The sequence below is a fragment of the Buttiauxella agrestis ATCC 33320 genome (genome assembly GCF_000735355.1).
Taxonomy (GTDB): domain Bacteria; phylum Pseudomonadota; class Gammaproteobacteria; order Enterobacterales; family Enterobacteriaceae; genus Buttiauxella; species Buttiauxella agrestis.
Window position 1 is genome coordinate 36,065 of record NZ_JMPI01000036.1, and the last position, 14,304, is coordinate 50,368.

The following is a 14,304-nucleotide window of genomic DNA, read 5'->3' on the forward strand; positions in this document are numbered from 1 at the left end:
TTAGTCGTGCATCATGCTGCCGCGTTGTCTGGCACGCTTTTCACGCTCGTATTTTTCCAGGCTGTCACGGAGCTGGCGGTCAAGCTCGCTGCCGTTCTGCACCCCGCCACCAATGGCAATGTGATACTCGTTGCGGCTCTGGTCGGTATAACTTTTACCCGCGTTTGCCGTCACCGGCTGATAACTGCCATAACCGCCGGTCAGCACGCCACCGGACGGGGAATAGCCGCCACCGGAACCGTTAGCGTATGCATTAACCTTCTCGGCTTTCGCATCAAGCTGACTGGATTCCTGATTGATGATGCCGAGCTTGTCGAGCACCCACTCGATACCGTCACGCAGCGCGGTAAACGGTGTCATGGCCAGCCGGAAAGCACCGGCCAGTGCCTGACCAAACGCCACGCCAGATTCTTTGCAGCTGTCGAGCGTGTCCTTGCTGGCTTTAACCGGGGCGATCAGCTCTTTAAACCACTGCCAGACCAGTTGCACCTTCTGCCCAATCGCCTCAAAGAGCGGGGCCAGTGGCGCGAACATCTCAGTCACCGGTGCAAAGGCGGCTTTCAGTCCTTCCACCACACCGGAGAAAAATGCGCCCAATGGCTCCCAGTATTTGCGGATGAGTATCACACCCGCGACAACCGCCGCCCCGACCGCAACTATCGGCCAGGTGAGCGCCCCGAGTACCGTGATGATGGCACTGCCTGCCACGGTAAATGCCGTCCAGAGCAGACCGACGGCGGCAATAATGCCATTGATGCCCGCAATCACCGGCCAGGCGACCAGACCAATTGCGCCGACCATGCCAATGACTGCCAGTGCAACACCGCCAACCTTGAGCAGTGTCTGCGCCAGCCCTTTGTTCTGCACAATCCAGTGGTCGAGTTTCAGCACATATTTGGTGGCGGTCTGTGTCAGTTTGCGCAGGGAGGATTCCTGCTGGTCAAACAGGTCGGTGCCGACCGCTTCATACGCCGACTGAAACTCTTTAAAGTCGCCGCCGAGGTTGTCCTGCATCACCTTGACCAGTTCGGCGGTTTTGCCGTCCGAGGCTTTAAAGGTGGCGGTGAGTTTGTCGAGTTTGCCGGTCATGGCATCGGTCATCAGTACGGCGGCTGCGGAGCTGGCTTCCTCACCAAAGATGACCTTCATGTACTCCGCACGCTGCGCCGTACCGAGCTTGTTTTTCTCAAAGCTGCCCTGCATTTCTTTGAGGATGGTAAACAGCGGGCGCATGTTGCCCTGGCGGTCAGACGTGCTGACTTTTAGCTCACTGAGTGCGGTTTTTGCCTGACCGACCGGAGCCTGCAACCGGCTGATAACCGCACGACTGCCAGTGCCTGCCATTGAGCCGGTGATTTTGGCGTCATGTAGCGCACCGGCCATCGCGGCGGTTTCTTCAATGCTGATACCGGCATTTTTCGCAACCGGTGCGACATAGGTGAGCGCATCACTCAGCCCGTTAAAGTCGGCGGCGGTTTTGTTCATCGTGCTCGAGAGTACATCGCCGATGTGCGCGACTTTGTCGTTGGAAAGCTGAAAGGCCGAGCGCATCCCCATCAGCAGCGCGGCGTTTTCTTCCATGGTGCGCTGGTTGGCGAGTGCCATATTCAGCGTGACCGGCGTTGCCGCCTGGATAGCGGCACTGTCCCCGCCGGATTTGGCGATAATAATCTGCGCCCCGGCGGCGTCATCGGCTGAGGCGGCGGTGTTATCCCCGAGCTGGCGTGCCTGTTTGCGCAGGGCTTCCATTTCCGGTGAGGTTTTTTCCACCCCGAGCACGGCCTGTAACTCAGAGTTTTTCTGCGCAAAGTCATAGCCGGGTTTGAGGATACCGACACCTGCCGCCACACCGGCGGTTGCCATACCGACACCGGCGGCACCCACGGCACCGGCTGTCCCGGCCAGCTCTTTACCGGCCTGATAACGATTTTTTACCGCGTTGAGTCTGGCCTGTTTCGCGCTGACCTGCTCGAGTGCCAGCTTCTGCCGGTTAAGCTGACTGGTGGTTTCGCTGATGCGACCTTTCAGGCTCTGCTCGTCGCGGGTGAGATTACGGGTATTAATTCCCGCCTGCCCGAGTTCGCGCTGCTGACGCTTCACCGATTCGGTGAGGCTGTTATATTTGGCCTGCAATCCTTCGGCGGCTGCCTTTGCCGCTGCCAGGGCTTTCGCCTGCTCGCGGGTCGGGCGTTCGGTGTTCTGAAACTGTCTGGCAAGTGCTTCGGCTTCGGTCTTCGCTTTATTCAGTGACTGACCGGTGACGGCAAGCTGCGCGCTGGTTTTACGAAAACCCTCAATGCGCGATGCCTGGCCGTTTAACTCTTTAAGGGATTTTTGCGTATTGCGGATATCACCCGACAGCGTCTTGCTTGCCGTCTGAATGTGTTTAAACGGGCGCGTCGCCTGGTCAACGGCTTTTAACAGCACTTCGATTCTGACGTTATTACTCATGAGAATTTCCGCTCCGTTTCAGCGCCATCGCGCGCCAGGTGATGAGGTCGCTCAGGCTCAGGGCGTAGAGTTCTGACGGCGGCCAGTGAAAAATCACCGCGATATCCGCCATCAGGTCGTCGACCGATAAACCCGGCGGGAAACTTAATCCGCCGAAGCCGGAGCCAAAAAACCAATCACCTTTGCGGCGAGCGTCATCATATCCGGCAGTTCCAGACGAATAATTTCGGCCTCGGTCAGCGCCGGATACGTCATGCGCGGCAGCACCTTAATCAGGGCGTTCACGTCAGAGCTGGCGACATCGGCGAGGCTCACCCCGCGTAGGGTGCCTGCATTGGGTTTGGTGAACGTCAGAGTTTTAATGACTTCTTCCCCGCGCTTAACCGGTGTTTCCAGGGTGATGAGGTTCGGGTTTTCTGCGGTTTTCTTGTCGGCTTTTACTTTGCTCATGATATTTATTCCGTGGTTTTATTCAGGGTTAACCGGCCAGCAAACCTGACCGGCAAGTCCATTAAGACAGGCCGATATTGCGGCGGCGCTGCTCAAGACGGTCGACGCCGTTGACCTTCTCAATCATGTTGATGGTGTCGATTTCAATCAGCTCTTTGCCGTTCATCGTCAGCTTGTAGTAGGTGCACACCGTGGTGATTTTGGTCTCGGTGTCCTCACCCTGCTTGCTGTCGCCGCCGTCAAATTCCTTGTGACGGCCACGCACTACCACCTCGACAGCGGTTTCTTCTTCGGTGTCATCGCGCTGATAAGAGCCTGCAAAACGCAGCGGTACAGCAGAGGCACCCGGCAGCGCGTACTGCGCCCAGAGTTCCTCATCCGGGAAGCCGCCAAGCGTCCATTCAAATGTCAGCGCGTCATCATCGAGACCAAAATCCACATGCGCGGCACCGTTCATCCCGGCACCGCGCCAGGCTTCCAGCTTGCGGGTGAGTTTGGGCAGCGTGACAGAGGACGCCACCCCCATGTAACTGAGGCCGTCGTTAAACAGGTTCAGCGATTTAAGTTTGCGGGGCATTGCCATGTTTCTGGCTCCTTATCCGTTAACCGACGCAATCAGGTTCACCAGGTATTTATCGGTGATGCGCTGACGCAGGGTGAGGTTTTCAAGTGGCGGCACCGGCGTGTAGTCGTAATCGAGATACAGCTTCCCGGCTTTCAGCGACTCTTTATCGTTGGCCGTTTCATCAAACCAGCAGTCCGCATCCACGATATAACCGGCGGTTTTCAGCTCGCGGAATTTGGCCTTGATGCCGTCAACGATGTCGCGAATAAGCACCGGGGTGATCGGTTTATCCACCGCCCACATATGCCCTTCGGCCATGGTGTCAGCGATGACCTGTGCGGTGCGGGTGTAGTTTTCAAACAGGAATAACGGGTCATCAGAACAGGTGCGGTTACCCCAGAAGCGGAAGCCATCCTTGCGGATAAGTGTCGTGACACCCGCCTCATTAAGCAGGTCGGCATCGGTGCCGGGTGCCTGCAAATCCCAGAATACGGAGGCGCTGATGCCGGTGACACCCTGCACGCCGACATTGGACAAAGTTTTATGCCAGCCGACGGTCTGGTCGATAAAGGCACGCAGGCCGAGTGCACGTGCCGTGGCATACGCCGGAGCACTGGCATTTTTCACCGTATCCCAGGCGACAAAGTCCGGCCAGATCACCATCAGCTCGCGCTGGCTGAAATTGTCGCGGTACTTGATGGCATCGCTCAGGGTTTTGCAGTTCCACGCACTGACATAACCAAAGGCACGCAGGCTGATGCAGACCGACGCCAGCGCGACTGCCACCTCCTGCGAATCCAGCCCCGGCACGCCGAGAATGCGCGGTTTCACACCCGTCACCGCTTCGGCAGTGAGCAGCGCTTTAATACCGGTGTATTTGCCGGTCGCATCGGTGCCGCCGATGATGTTGGATACCGTCAGCGCGTGCGCCACTTCTTCATCGTCGTCGACACCTTCGGCCACGCGCACGACAACGGTGACGGGTTTGCACTGGTCGGCAATGGCCTGCAAGGAGGCGGCCAGGGTGCCACTTTTTCCGGCCTTGCCGATGGCGGCCTGCACGTTGGTAATTAAAACGGGTTCATTCAGGGGAAAGGTCGCCGCATCGGCATCGCTGGCGGTACACACCATGCCGATAATTGCGGTGGAGACCGTGGAAATAACACGCGTGCCGTCGTTGATTTCAACAACCTGCACGCCGTGGTGATAGTCACTCATCCGGTTAACTCCGTGGGTTATGGGTGAGTGTATTTTCGGGGGTACGGGGAAAGCGGGCTATTGATGCGAGATGGATGAGGAGTGACACAACCACGGACAAAGAAAAGGCGGGCAATTTGCCCGCCTGCATGATTACGGCATCTCCGGCCATTCAATATCCGGTGCCATTTCCGGCTCGACCCGGCTCAGTAACACCCGGTATTTTTTCCAGGCCATCAGCGAGGCGGTCTCCTCTTCGGTCGCCATTTCAAAATCCACCGCATCCTGCAAGGTGGCAATCACATCCCCGGCCTGTTTCATCTGGCCGTTTTTCATGCCCTGCGCGTCGCTCACCTGAGCCGCGTGTTCGGCCTGTGCATCCGCCACCCACTGGCTGCCGTCCCATCTCTGCCAGGCCGTATCCGGTGCAACAGGGGTTGTTTCTGGCGGATACGCACCCGGCTCGGTGATGTACTGCTGCCTGCCGGTGGTGGTGCTGTAAACGACTTCGCCCCGGTGATCTTCGGTAAGCTGCCAGCCCTGTGTTTCACTGTCGAAAACAGGGATGAAACCTGCCACCGCTTCCGGGGGTTTGACCGTCGTACAGTGAGCGGGCAGTCCGGTAAAGGCCGGGATTAGGGCATCCCCCTGACCAATAAATTCACGGGTATCGGCACGCAGGTTATAGACGGTTATCGTTCTGTTTTTACTGGTCATAATGAATGTCATCAGGCAAGTCTCACAATGTAATTAATCGCGGTATTCTTGACGGTATTCTCGGCATTTCCCGTCGCATTCACGGTGATGGCGTGTCCGTGTGCACCCATCACGACCGTGTGGTTGTGCGCCCCAATCGCCACCCAGTGATCGTGCGCGCCAATACCGACCGAGTGCGCGTGATTGCCGCTGCCGTCGATACGATCCCCGGCGGCCCACGAAATATTGGAGGCGTGCATCCCAAGCCCGGTGCCGGGGGTGTCCCGGTAGGCTGAGGTGCTGCAATAACGGAAGTTATGCGCGTGCCATCCCCCTTCGGTGGTGGATTTGGTGCCATAGTCAAAACTGGTGGCTTGCTTAGAGCCGTAGTCAAACTGACTCACCGCTTTGGTGCCTAAATCGGTCTCAGAAGCACTGGCCGTGTGGGCGTGTGACTTAATGCCGTCTTCTTCGTAAGACAGGACGCCGCGACCTTCGGGCTTTCCTTTGAGGGTCATGCCGCGCAAATCAGGCAGCACGCCTGACGGGTAAACCTGCGCAAGCTGCGGATACGCCGCTTTGTCAAAACCCTGACCGTGCAGGAAGGCGTAACCCGCCGGGGGCGTATCCGACGGCCACGGAATGGGTGCGCCGACCGGGAAAGTCATGTCGGGTTTATTGGTGGTGTTGTAGTCGCGCCGCCAGCCTGGCGAATAGTCATCACCGTGGTGAATATAGGTAAACTGCGCGCTGGCGACCCCGCCACCGGTGGTGGTGGTCGGTGTGGTGATACGCAGCGTCAGCGACCCCTTTGAACCCATGACTTCGACGACCGCCCCGGCAAGACAGATATGGCCGCAGCCGGTATCCGTGATGATTTTATTCCCGGCGTAACTCCATGAGCCTTTGACCATCCAGTAAGGGTGAGCAAATGCGCCTTTTTCCTCCAGCCAGGCAAGAAACTCGGCGGTAGTCCACGGATTGCTGTCCCCGCCAATATTCATGCTGCCCGCACTTCGCCCGGCACCAATGTTTCTGACAAATAAATCCCGGTCAGGAATGTCCGCGCCGTTCTGGTCTTTTTGCAGACGCGACTGCGCATTATCATTCGCCGCTTTGACGGCTTTCGGGGTGGCAGCCAGCACCTCACTGACGCTGTCCGTCGCACTGCTTAACTGCACAATGCCCTTGCGTCCGGTAGTCGCATCCTGTGCGGTGTATTTTCCGTTTGCCAGGTCATACGCGGCTTTCACCGCTTTCGGCGTGGCGGCCAGCACCTCACTGACGCTGTCGGTGGCACTGCTTAACTGCACAATCCCTTTGCGTCCGGTGGTCGCATCCTGTGCGGTGTATTTGGCGTTAGCCAGGTCATACACGGCTTTGACCGCTTTCGGCGTGGCGGAAAGCACCTCGCTGTCGCTGTCAGTGGCGCTGCTCAGTTGCGTCAGACCTTTGGCGGTCAGTGTCGCATCCGGGTGTCTGCGTGAGCGCTCATGCTCCGCGAGTTTATCGTCGACATAGTCCTGGGTTGCCATCACGGTAGTGGTGTCGATAACCAGCTCCACAGACTCCAGCGCACTGACAATAATCACCATCCGCAGCGTCTGCGCGCGTCCTGAGCCTTCGGCCAGCTCCGGCTTGTAGCTCTCCGCCATATTCGCCACGGCAATCAGCGTACCGTCAGTGTCATACAGTCCCATTTCGCGCAGCCAGAATCCGCCCACCTCCGGCGGGATGACCAGCTCGGCCACCACATAATTTTTATTCTTCGCATCGACACTGATTTTATTGAGTGCGGCACGCCATTTCTCAGCGATGAGTTTTGTCTGGCCGACATCCGGCACCGGCAGTGTGCCGCCACCGTCACCGACGGCCATGTGCGTGAGAGTGATTTTTGTGCCGCTGGCCGTGGCGGCGGCCAGTTTTGCCGCCCCGGCGGTGGTAATGAGTGTTTTATATTTCACGGTCATGATGGCCTCTTTTATCCGGGGTAAACGGTGATAATGTCGCCGTCATAGCTGACGCCGCCGGTGTACAGATTGCCGGGGATATCCTGAATAATATTCAGGCCGGTCAGGTGACGACTCGCCGCTTTTGCATCCGCAATCAGCCGCTCCATCTCGTAATACATCTCCTCTGTGATGCCGCTTTCCAGCACGCCGATATCGAGGCGAAAGGTGCCGGGTGCATCATTGGTCTGCCACCATTCGGTGACGTTAATCAGGTAGCCGAGCGGCTCCACCACGCGGCGAATGGCACCAATCGTCCCTTTATGCTTATGCAGGTATTTGGCGGCCTTAATTACGCCGCGCTTGATTTCATCCGGCCACGTTTCATCCCAGCGGTCGACGGAAAATGCCCAGGCCAGATACGGCAACAGCGGTGCGGGACAGGTCTCCGGGTTCCAGAGCTGGCGCAGTGGCACCGGCACGCGGTTAAGTTCCGCGCAGGCTTTCGCCGCCGCCAGCTCAAGCGGTGAGGAGCCGACCGGTAGCAGCCGGACGCTATTCATCGGAGCCTCCGATAACGAGGCGGTAATCGGTGCAGTACGAGGCCTGCGTGTCATCAAGCACGATATCGGCCAGCGGTTTTGCCAGCTCGACGCGCTGTACCCCTTCCACATGCAGGGCGGCATAAATGGCAGATTTGCGGATATCCCGCCCGAGGCGGTGCTGCGCGGTGATGTAGGCTTTTAACTTTGCCTCGGCGGCCTGCCTGACCGGCTCCATTTCAGGACCAGGGTAAAGGTACAGGGTCGCATCAATTTCATAGTCGACGATGGCCGCCGACTGCACCGTCACCCGGTCGGCCACCGGGCGCACGTTCTCATCATTGAGCGCCAGGCAGACAATATTCACCAGCTCGGCGCTGGCGGTGCCGTTGCCTTCACGCGACAGCACCGAAATGGTGACGCAGGCCGGTGACGGGCTGATAACCGACACATCGGCGACCCGTCCGTCGGCACTGCGGCCATGGAACTGATACGCCCCGACCGGACCCGCAACACTCAGCCCTTCAAACGACTGCTGAATACGCAGCCGGAAATCACTGTCGGACTCCATCACCGCCGCCACCGGCGGGATGGCGTTCTCATCGGCAGGGATAATGACCAGGCGCTCAACGTTATTGTTTGCGCCGAGCACATCAAGGTCATTTGCTCCGGAAAATGCCAGCATCACTGCCAGCGCCGACTCGTTAACACGCTGGCGCAAAATCAGCTCACGATAGGCGTTTTCTTCCAGCAGTTTCACAATCGGCTCGGATTCGAGCGACAACGTGCGCGCAACGGCTTCCTGCTCCTCTTCGGGATAGAGGGAAATCAGCGTCGCTTTGCGTTCAGAAAGCAGGGTTTCATAGTCCAGCACCTCGACCACATCCGGTGGAGGTAACTGGCTCAGGTCGATGGTTGCCATAGTCTCAGCTCAGGGGGATGGTTAAGGAAAATGACGCACCACCGGTGCCGGTACGCACGCCGGTGATGTCGACAAATAACGTGCCAGCGGTGGTGCTCTCAAAGGTGATGGCCGTCAGCCGGATGCGTGGCTCCCATTTCAGGATCGCCATGTAGCAGGCCGACATAATTTGCAGGCGTAGCGCCGGGTTATCGGGCTGGTCAATCAGTGCCGACAGCAGCGAACCATAATCACGGCGCATCACACGCGAGCCAATGGGGGTGATAAGAATGTCGCGCACGCTCTGACTGATATGTCCGGAATCGGACACACTCAGACCAGTGGCACGATTCATGCCGAGATAACGAACGGTCATTGCGTCCCCTCCGTCTGGCTTCCACCACGCTCGACGCCACCGTGCTTATGGTCATCAACCTGCACGCCGTTGGATTTAAAGGTGCCGCCGCTGTGCTCAATGTTGCCGCTCATGCTGCCGCCCTGTTTCACTTCCAGCGTGCCGGTGGTCAGCTTACTGGTGCAGACCACTTCCGGGGTATCGAGGGTGATTTTCTGGCTGGCCTTCACCGTCACAAGCGGCACCGTGACGACAACAGATTCAGACGCCGTCACCGAGGCGGTTTTAATGCCCGACACGGTCAGTGCGCCGGTCTCCGGTTCGTATTCGATAACGGCACCATCAGGAAAGGAAATGTGCAGCGCATCGGCAGACGCTGACGGTGCAGGGTTATCGTCGGAATAGATGCCAGGCAGCACAAAAGCGGTATCCAGCTCGCCGCCAATTGCCAGCAGCAAAACCTGCTCACCGACAGAGGGTGCCCACCATGTACGCGAACGACCCGCGCGGGGCGTCAGCCAGTGCAGCCAGTCGGTTGTGATGCCGCCCGTTTCCACACGACATAACGCCCGCGTGGTGTCGACTTCGGTCACGATGCCGGTGCGGATGAGGTTGCGCAGAAGACGCGCGAGATCCTGGAGTGATGAGAAAGTATTCATGGAGAAATAATGCCGCCCAGAACAAGGGGCGACAATCAGACAGAGATTTGTGGTAAACGACACAACATTGTGATTGTCGTATACTCAACACAAATCTCGTCAAACAAGGAAATTGAAAGATGACACAGGACGAATATAATAAAAAATTTGGTATTGATATAAGTAACGAAACAACTATCAACGCAGATGCAAAATTATTTCGAGCGTTCGAGAAAGCGCACGACATAAGAAAATTCGAGATAGAGCTTTACTGGAAACGAACAGCATATTTCTGGACTTTAATTGCAGCTATATTTACTGGTTACTTTCTACTTCTCACAACAGAAACAGCAAAGTTACCACTAAAAGAATTTTATCTTATTTTAGTTGCATCAATTGGCCTGGCATTTTCTTTTGGATGGTTTTTAGCTGCCAAGGGCAGCAAATTCTGGCAAGAAAACTGGGAGGGCCACCTTGATTTACTTGAAGATAAAATCACTGGCCCATTATATAAAACGGTACTAATGGATAGAGAACCAGCTAAGCGCCTCACTGCATCATCAGCACCATTCTCCGTTACTAAAATTAATCATTGGATTGCAGTAATGGTAATATTTATCTGGTTTATTCTTTTGCTCACCCCTTTAGTCAAACAAATACTCCCTATTTTGACCATAATCAAAAACATCACTGGTATTAAGATGATTGTTATTATCTTTTTTGAGATGGCGATTATTATTTGTACTTTTATTTTTATACGCCAAATGTATCTCAAAACACGCACAAAATTCAAATCAAAACCCGACATAAGAAATGTAAAGGCTATTGACCGAGAAGCAACATTAGATAAATAGCACGGGCAAAAACCAGCTTTCGAATATCACTTCGAGAGCTGGTTAATTATAATTTCTTCAATAGTTTTCTTTTCATCTTGGCCGAAACCCAACAACTTGCGCGCATCATACTGCACACTCTCACTATAGCGGTTTGGCTTGTCCCGTAACCCATCCTGATGCACCCGCGCCATACGCTGTACCCTCCCGACAAACTCCACAGCCGCAGCATCATTAGTGCCTTTCGCTTTCATATATCGGTTAGTGCGCAGTTTGGTAAACATTTCACGCTTTACACGACCCTTTTTACCTTTCACCGGCTGACGCTTTCGGGCGGCGTACGGCGTGCCGTCCGGTGCCTGCTGGCGCTTGATGCGTTGCTGCTGCGAGGCTCTGAGCTGTTTTGCAATCTCAGCGGTCATTCTGCGGCGCGCAGCAGGTGACAGGCTGGCAATCAGCCCGGCGAGCTTGTCCTCAAAGGGTCTGAACTCATTCATGCCACTGGCTCACCAGCTCGCCGTGAACATAAAGCTCCATAGGCCGCGTGACATTCTCCGGTAACGGCGGCTCGGCGGCATGCTTCACGTGCAGGGCTTCACCTTCCTGCCTGACCAGTGTGCGCTCAGTCAGCAACAGGCTGATACTCACGTCGACACTCTCGTCATCGTTAATATCGGCGATATAGGTGAAGCCCTTTTTGCGCCCTTCATCGGTAGTCATGATGTCGGGCTGGTTCTCACGCAGCCAGGCATTGACCGGCACGATAAGGTAATCCAGATCGCCGTGATAATCCGTGACGACGATGTTGAGCGTGTACTGATTTTCAAACGACAGCGAGGTCGCAAGTGTTGCGGCAATTTTCCCGCTGTCGATAAAAATGCGCAGCATATCCGGGTTATTACGCAGCACCGGAGCCGCATCACATAGGGCTTTGCGTAAACTGGCGGGCTTGAGCATCGAGTTCGTCCTGGCAGTGTCTGATAGTTTCAGTCTGGGCGGCACAACTGACTAGTGCCGCCTCAAGCTGGCGAATATCCGCGCTTAAATCGCCGTTAGTGCGCGGGCTGCTTGCCGGTATCGGACACAGCGCCACTTTCGGACAGCCACTGTAAATAATCGGCGGTGGTGGTGAATGCGGGGCGGGTGTGCAACCGGATAATGTCATCAGGCAAATCAGACTCATACCACTCACGCAGCGCTTTATTTTCATTGAGTAACCTCGTCACGGTGTTGCCACGATTCGCCGCCAGCGCATTAGCCGTGGCGAGTTTATTGCGTAAATCGACCTGCGCCTGCTCGTTGCGCTGCCGAATACTGGCGGCAACATCGAGTTGATTGCGCTGCATGGTTATCTGGGTTTTCTGCTCTCCGGCGACACGGTTGGCCTTTTCAAATGAGCGGGTCAGCGTGCTGTTTTCGCGCTTCATCCACACCAGACCGGCGACGGCCAGCAACAGCAGAATAATCAGCGTTTTCATTCAATCCCCCTGAGACAGTAAGCGCGCTCACGTGCGCGGCGGTTTTCCAGCCCGGTATTTTTCTGCCCGTTGACGTATACCCAGCGGGGAAGCTGGTTGCACGCCTGCCCCCACTGCTGGCGCTTGATAAACGAGACCAGCGTCGAGCGACAGGCTGCACCGGTGCCGACGTTAAACGCAAAACTGACCACCGCGTCATACACCGGCTGCGGCATGGCAACCGGTGCGCAGACCGCAAGACGGCGCTCAACATTCAGCACATCGCTGACCAGGTTCTGCGCGGCCTGGCGTTCGGTAATATCGCCTTTCGGGGTGACGCCTGCTGTATGGCCGATGCCTGACGTCCAGACACCGGCGCTGCACTGGTACGGTTTGAGGCGGCACCCTTCGAGGTCAGCAATCAGCGCCAGCCCGTCGGGTGAGGTTTTCAGTAAGCGGAAATCCGGCATCAGGACGGCAAGCGCCAGCACCACGGCCACGCTGCAACGTTTAACGATTGATGCCACGCACCACCTCCTCATTCAGCCCCATGGCGCGCAGATAGCGGAAGGTCTGGCGGCGATACCAGAAATTGACCAGCGCGGTGAAAATCGCACAACCTCCGCCGACATACAGCGCCATTTTTTCCGGCGTCTGCGTCCCGAAATACGCCAGCGCCACCGACAACCAGTAGGTGACAAACGTCGTGATTTTTTCCATTGTCAGTCCCATAAGTTCAGCGTCTCCGCAACAGGGGAAGAATCGATATCCGGTAGCTCAACAGCGGTGCCGTGGGGCATTTCCTCGCCCAGCTCGGCGAGACCCGGATTCGCCAGCAGCACCGCTTCGACCACGCCCCCGGTGCGCCCGTAATGGCGCGCGCACAGTGCATCCAGCGTGTCACCCTGGAGGGCAATCACCTGCATCAGATTTGCCCGATGATGCAGCGTGATTTCCCCTGCAAGCGGGACACCGCCCAGCGCATATCGCGCCACAGCTCATCAATGGTGCTTTCTACGTCGTCAGCTTTCTTGTCGCCTTTGGCACTCGCATCCACGCCGCGATAACGCTCGTAAAGGGTTGCGGTGGTCATCGCCACAACCGCGCGCAGGTAGTAAAAACAGCGCACGCTTTCCCCGTCGAGTATTTCGGCAGGTACATCGGCCAGGTGCTCAAAACCGAGTGCCATCTGCACGCTGCGGTACTCGAATAACTCGGCGTTGGTCTCGGCGATACCGTCCTTAATCGCCACGCGCAGCCGCTCCGGGGTGACGGTGTGCTCAAGGCGCATCAGCTCCCGGACGCGCACCGGGTCGACCGACGGGAAAAAGAAGGTGTTGCTGATAACCGGCTCGCGCACCGGCTGCGGGGGAATAACCACACCCGGCGAAACGTCGGGTTTGCTGATAATCACTGTCGTCATGACAACCTCTGAAAAGGTGGACGGTGGACGCCGGTATCGATGAGGAATTAATCCAGTCTCAACCGGCGTGCCGTCCGGCGCGGGGCGCATTCTTAACCGGTGGTTTTATCCACTTTGCGGGGGCGACCGCGTTTGCCTGGTGTGGTCGCAGGTTTACGCGCTCTGGGTTTTGTCTTTGGCTTTTTAACCGGTGCAGGTTTCGGCTTAAGCGCGCTTTCGAGGCGCTCAATATCCTTTTTCACACCCGCCTGCGCATCGAGCTGCATCGCACGCTTGAGGTGCTCCAGCGCATCTGCCAGCCGTCCCGCGTCACGCAGTACCAGACCGGTGATTTTGTGCAGGCGTCCGCGCACTTTGTCGGGCATATCGGCGGCGCTGGTCAGGGTCTGGGTGGACAGCAGCAGACCGATATCCACCGGTTCACCGGCGGCGTGAGCACGCATGGCCGCCAGTGCCACATCTTCGGCCAGCATGTAAGGCGTGGTGCGCTTATGTAGCGCGGGCATGGTGAGACCGTACTGCATGGCATAGCGGGCAATTTCCAGCGCACCGGCAATGTCACCGGCATCGAGCTTCCACAGCATGACGGTCATCACGATGTCATCCTGCGCGCCTTTGCCCTCACTCAGCACCCCGGCAACCCACGGCGCATAGGACGGCAGCAGCGCACGCTTTTTGTCGGCCTTGCGCTCAATGGAGTGAATGGTTTTTAACGTGCGTTGGTCGGCGGCCAGCTTGACGAGCATCTGCTCATAAGCGCTTGCATGGCGCAGCGGGTTATCGACCCGCTGCGCGGTCACAATGGCCGAGACCCGCATCATGTGACGTGCGGCGGGACTCGTCATGG

Annotated in this window: 21 protein-coding genes; 1 reads left to right on the plus strand and 20 read right to left on the minus strand. The window is 57.0% G+C overall.

The window, feature by feature from the left end:
- The 11 genes from GBAG_RS13000 to GBAG_RS13050 form a co-directional block, all read right to left on the minus strand.
- The gene (locus GBAG_RS13000) at positions 1-2,451 is read right to left on the minus strand and encodes a phage tail tape measure protein (RefSeq protein WP_034496698.1); all 2,451 of its coding nucleotides are present in this window, start codon (positions 2,449-2,451) and stop codon (positions 1-3) included.
- Positions 2,444-2,563, minus strand: a complete 120-nt coding sequence (locus tag GBAG_RS13005) for a GpE family phage tail protein (protein ID WP_034496700.1) — start codon at positions 2,561-2,563, stop codon at positions 2,444-2,446. Before GBAG_RS13005 ends, GBAG_RS13000 begins: the two co-directional genes overlap by 8 nt.
- 32 nt (positions 2,564-2,595) lie before the next feature.
- The gene (locus GBAG_RS13010; protein WP_072011180.1) at positions 2,596-2,901 is read right to left on the minus strand and encodes a phage tail assembly protein; all 306 of its coding nucleotides are present in this window, start codon (positions 2,899-2,901) and stop codon (positions 2,596-2,598) included.
- A gap of 61 nt (positions 2,902-2,962) precedes the next feature.
- Positions 2,963-3,484, minus strand: coding sequence for a phage major tail tube protein (locus tag GBAG_RS13015; RefSeq protein ID WP_034496709.1), 522 nt, complete (start codon positions 3,482-3,484; stop codon positions 2,963-2,965).
- 12 nt (positions 3,485-3,496) lie between these two features.
- On the minus strand, positions 3,497-4,684 hold the full coding sequence (locus GBAG_RS13020; protein WP_034496713.1) for a phage tail sheath protein: 1,188 nt from the start codon (positions 4,682-4,684) through the stop codon (positions 3,497-3,499).
- 132 nt (positions 4,685-4,816) lie between these two features.
- Positions 4,817-5,392: a tail fiber assembly protein gene (locus GBAG_RS13025; RefSeq protein ID WP_034496716.1), complete on the minus strand. Its 576-nt coding sequence runs from the start codon at positions 5,390-5,392 to the stop codon at positions 4,817-4,819.
- Positions 5,392-7,329, minus strand: coding sequence for a phage tail protein (locus GBAG_RS13030; protein WP_034496719.1), 1,938 nt, complete (start codon positions 7,327-7,329; stop codon positions 5,392-5,394). The genes GBAG_RS13025 and GBAG_RS13030 overlap by 1 nt, the downstream gene beginning before the upstream one ends.
- Before the next feature lie 11 nt (positions 7,330-7,340).
- Positions 7,341-7,871 carry a phage tail protein I gene (locus GBAG_RS13035; protein ID WP_034496722.1) on the minus strand — a complete coding sequence of 177 codons (531 nt, stop codon included), beginning with the start codon at positions 7,869-7,871 and terminating at the stop codon, positions 7,341-7,343.
- Positions 7,864-8,772: a baseplate assembly protein gene (locus tag GBAG_RS13040; RefSeq protein WP_034496724.1), complete on the minus strand. Its 909-nt coding sequence runs from the start codon at positions 8,770-8,772 to the stop codon at positions 7,864-7,866. The genes GBAG_RS13035 and GBAG_RS13040 overlap by 8 nt, the downstream gene beginning before the upstream one ends.
- A 4-nt stretch (positions 8,773-8,776) precedes the next feature.
- Entirely contained in the window at positions 8,777-9,127 is a 351-nt protein-coding gene (locus tag GBAG_RS13045) for a GPW/gp25 family protein (protein WP_034496726.1), read from the minus strand.
- Entirely contained in the window at positions 9,124-9,765 is a 642-nt protein-coding gene (locus tag GBAG_RS13050; protein WP_034496727.1) for a phage baseplate assembly protein V, read from the minus strand. The genes GBAG_RS13045 and GBAG_RS13050 overlap by 4 nt, the downstream gene beginning before the upstream one ends.
- A 119-nt stretch (positions 9,766-9,884) precedes the next feature.
- On the opposite strand from GBAG_RS13050, the gene GBAG_RS13055 reads away from it, so the two are divergent.
- Positions 9,885-10,598 carry a RipA family octameric membrane protein gene (locus tag GBAG_RS13055; RefSeq protein ID WP_051873712.1) on the plus strand — a complete coding sequence of 238 codons (714 nt, stop codon included), beginning with the start codon at positions 9,885-9,887 and terminating at the stop codon, positions 10,596-10,598.
- Positions 10,599-10,624: 26 nt separating this feature from the next.
- Here the strand turns inward: GBAG_RS13055 and GBAG_RS13060 are convergent, their stop codons facing one another.
- From GBAG_RS13060 to GBAG_RS13095, 9 genes are all read right to left on the minus strand, one after another.
- Complete coding sequence (locus GBAG_RS13060; protein ID WP_034496729.1) at positions 10,625-11,074, minus strand: phage virion morphogenesis protein; 450 nt, start codon at positions 11,072-11,074, stop codon at positions 10,625-10,627.
- Positions 11,067-11,534, minus strand: a complete 468-nt coding sequence (locus tag GBAG_RS13065) for a phage tail protein (RefSeq protein WP_034496730.1) — start codon at positions 11,532-11,534, stop codon at positions 11,067-11,069. Before GBAG_RS13065 ends, GBAG_RS13060 begins: the two co-directional genes overlap by 8 nt.
- Positions 11,497-11,742: an Rz1-like lysis system protein LysC gene (lysC, locus tag GBAG_RS23120; RefSeq protein ID WP_246864879.1), complete on the minus strand. Its 246-nt coding sequence runs from the start codon at positions 11,740-11,742 to the stop codon at positions 11,497-11,499. The genes GBAG_RS13065 and lysC overlap by 38 nt, the downstream gene beginning before the upstream one ends.
- On the minus strand, positions 11,630-12,055 hold the full coding sequence (lysB, locus tag GBAG_RS13070; protein WP_034496732.1) for an Rz-like lysis system protein LysB: 426 nt from the start codon (positions 12,053-12,055) through the stop codon (positions 11,630-11,632). The genes lysC and lysB overlap by 113 nt, the downstream gene beginning before the upstream one ends.
- Positions 12,052-12,561 (minus strand): lysozyme, encoded by a 510-nt coding sequence (locus GBAG_RS13075; RefSeq protein WP_034496735.1) that lies wholly within the window; start codon positions 12,559-12,561, stop codon positions 12,052-12,054. The genes lysB and GBAG_RS13075 overlap by 4 nt, the downstream gene beginning before the upstream one ends.
- A complete protein-coding gene (locus tag GBAG_RS13080) occupies positions 12,545-12,766 on the minus strand; it encodes a hypothetical protein (protein ID WP_034496738.1) in 222 nt (73 codons plus the stop codon). The genes GBAG_RS13075 and GBAG_RS13080 overlap by 17 nt, the downstream gene beginning before the upstream one ends.
- Entirely contained in the window at positions 12,757-12,960 is a 204-nt protein-coding gene (locus GBAG_RS13085; protein ID WP_034496739.1) for a tail protein X, read from the minus strand. Before GBAG_RS13085 ends, GBAG_RS13080 begins: the two co-directional genes overlap by 10 nt.
- A complete protein-coding gene (locus tag GBAG_RS13090) occupies positions 12,960-13,457 on the minus strand; it encodes a head completion/stabilization protein (protein ID WP_034496743.1) in 498 nt (165 codons plus the stop codon). The genes GBAG_RS13085 and GBAG_RS13090 overlap by 1 nt, the downstream gene beginning before the upstream one ends.
- A 92-nt stretch (positions 13,458-13,549) precedes the next feature.
- Positions 13,550-14,302: a phage terminase small subunit gene (locus GBAG_RS13095; protein ID WP_034496745.1), complete on the minus strand. Its 753-nt coding sequence runs from the start codon at positions 14,300-14,302 to the stop codon at positions 13,550-13,552.
- Between the last annotated feature and the right edge of the window lie 2 nt (positions 14,303-14,304).

What these genes read in the sequence shown, in the direction of transcription:
- GBAG_RS13035 (WP_034496722.1), bottom strand. Translation starts at nt 7,871, where the DNA reads ATGAATAGCGTCCGGCTGCTACCGGTCGGCTCCTCACCGCTTGAGCTG.
- GBAG_RS13030 (WP_034496719.1), bottom strand. Translation starts at nt 7,329, where the DNA reads ATGACCGTGAAATATAAAACACTCATTACCACCGCCGGGGCGGCAAAA.
- GBAG_RS13015 (WP_034496709.1), bottom strand. Translation starts at nt 3,484, where the DNA reads ATGGCAATGCCCCGCAAACTTAAATCGCTGAACCTGTTTAACGACGGC.
- GBAG_RS13055 (WP_051873712.1), top strand. Translation starts at nt 9,885, where the DNA reads ATGACACAGGACGAATATAATAAAAAATTTGGTATTGATATAAGTAAC.
- lysC (WP_246864879.1), bottom strand. Translation starts at nt 11,742, where the DNA reads ATGACATTATCCGGTTGCACACCCGCCCCGCATTCACCACCACCGCCG.
- GBAG_RS13010 (WP_072011180.1), bottom strand. Translation starts at nt 2,901, where the DNA reads ATGAGCAAAGTAAAAGCCGACAAGAAAACCGCAGAAAACCCGAACCTC.
- GBAG_RS13085 (WP_034496739.1), bottom strand. Translation starts at nt 12,960, where the DNA reads ATGCAGGTGATTGCCCTCCAGGGTGACACGCTGGATGCACTGTGCGCG.
- lysB (WP_034496732.1), bottom strand. Translation starts at nt 12,055, where the DNA reads ATGAAAACGCTGATTATTCTGCTGTTGCTGGCCGTCGCCGGTCTGGTG.
- GBAG_RS13060 (WP_034496729.1), bottom strand. Translation starts at nt 11,074, where the DNA reads ATGAATGAGTTCAGACCCTTTGAGGACAAGCTCGCCGGGCTGATTGCC.
- GBAG_RS13040 (WP_034496724.1), bottom strand. Translation starts at nt 8,772, where the DNA reads ATGGCAACCATCGACCTGAGCCAGTTACCTCCACCGGATGTGGTCGAG.
- GBAG_RS13000 (WP_034496698.1), bottom strand. Translation starts at nt 2,451, where the DNA reads ATGAGTAATAACGTCAGAATCGAAGTGCTGTTAAAAGCCGTTGACCAG.
- GBAG_RS13020 (WP_034496713.1), bottom strand. Translation starts at nt 4,684, where the DNA reads ATGAGTGACTATCACCACGGCGTGCAGGTTGTTGAAATCAACGACGGC.
- GBAG_RS13065 (WP_034496730.1), bottom strand. Translation starts at nt 11,534, where the DNA reads ATGCTCAAGCCCGCCAGTTTACGCAAAGCCCTATGTGATGCGGCTCCG.
- GBAG_RS13090 (WP_034496743.1), bottom strand. Translation starts at nt 13,457, where the DNA reads ATGACGACAGTGATTATCAGCAAACCCGACGTTTCGCCGGGTGTGGTT.
- GBAG_RS13050 (WP_034496727.1), bottom strand. Translation starts at nt 9,765, where the DNA reads ATGAATACTTTCTCATCACTCCAGGATCTCGCGCGTCTTCTGCGCAAC.
- GBAG_RS13080 (WP_034496738.1), bottom strand. Translation starts at nt 12,766, where the DNA reads ATGGGACTGACAATGGAAAAAATCACGACGTTTGTCACCTACTGGTTG.
- GBAG_RS13025 (WP_034496716.1), bottom strand. Translation starts at nt 5,392, where the DNA reads ATGACATTCATTATGACCAGTAAAAACAGAACGATAACCGTCTATAAC.
- GBAG_RS13045 (WP_034496726.1), bottom strand. Translation starts at nt 9,127, where the DNA reads ATGACCGTTCGTTATCTCGGCATGAATCGTGCCACTGGTCTGAGTGTG.
- GBAG_RS13005 (WP_034496700.1), bottom strand. Translation starts at nt 2,563, where the DNA reads ATGGCGGATATCGCGGTGATTTTTCACTGGCCGCCGTCAGAACTCTAC.
- GBAG_RS13095 (WP_034496745.1), bottom strand. Translation starts at nt 14,302, where the DNA reads ATGACGAGTCCCGCCGCACGTCACATGATGCGGGTCTCGGCCATTGTG.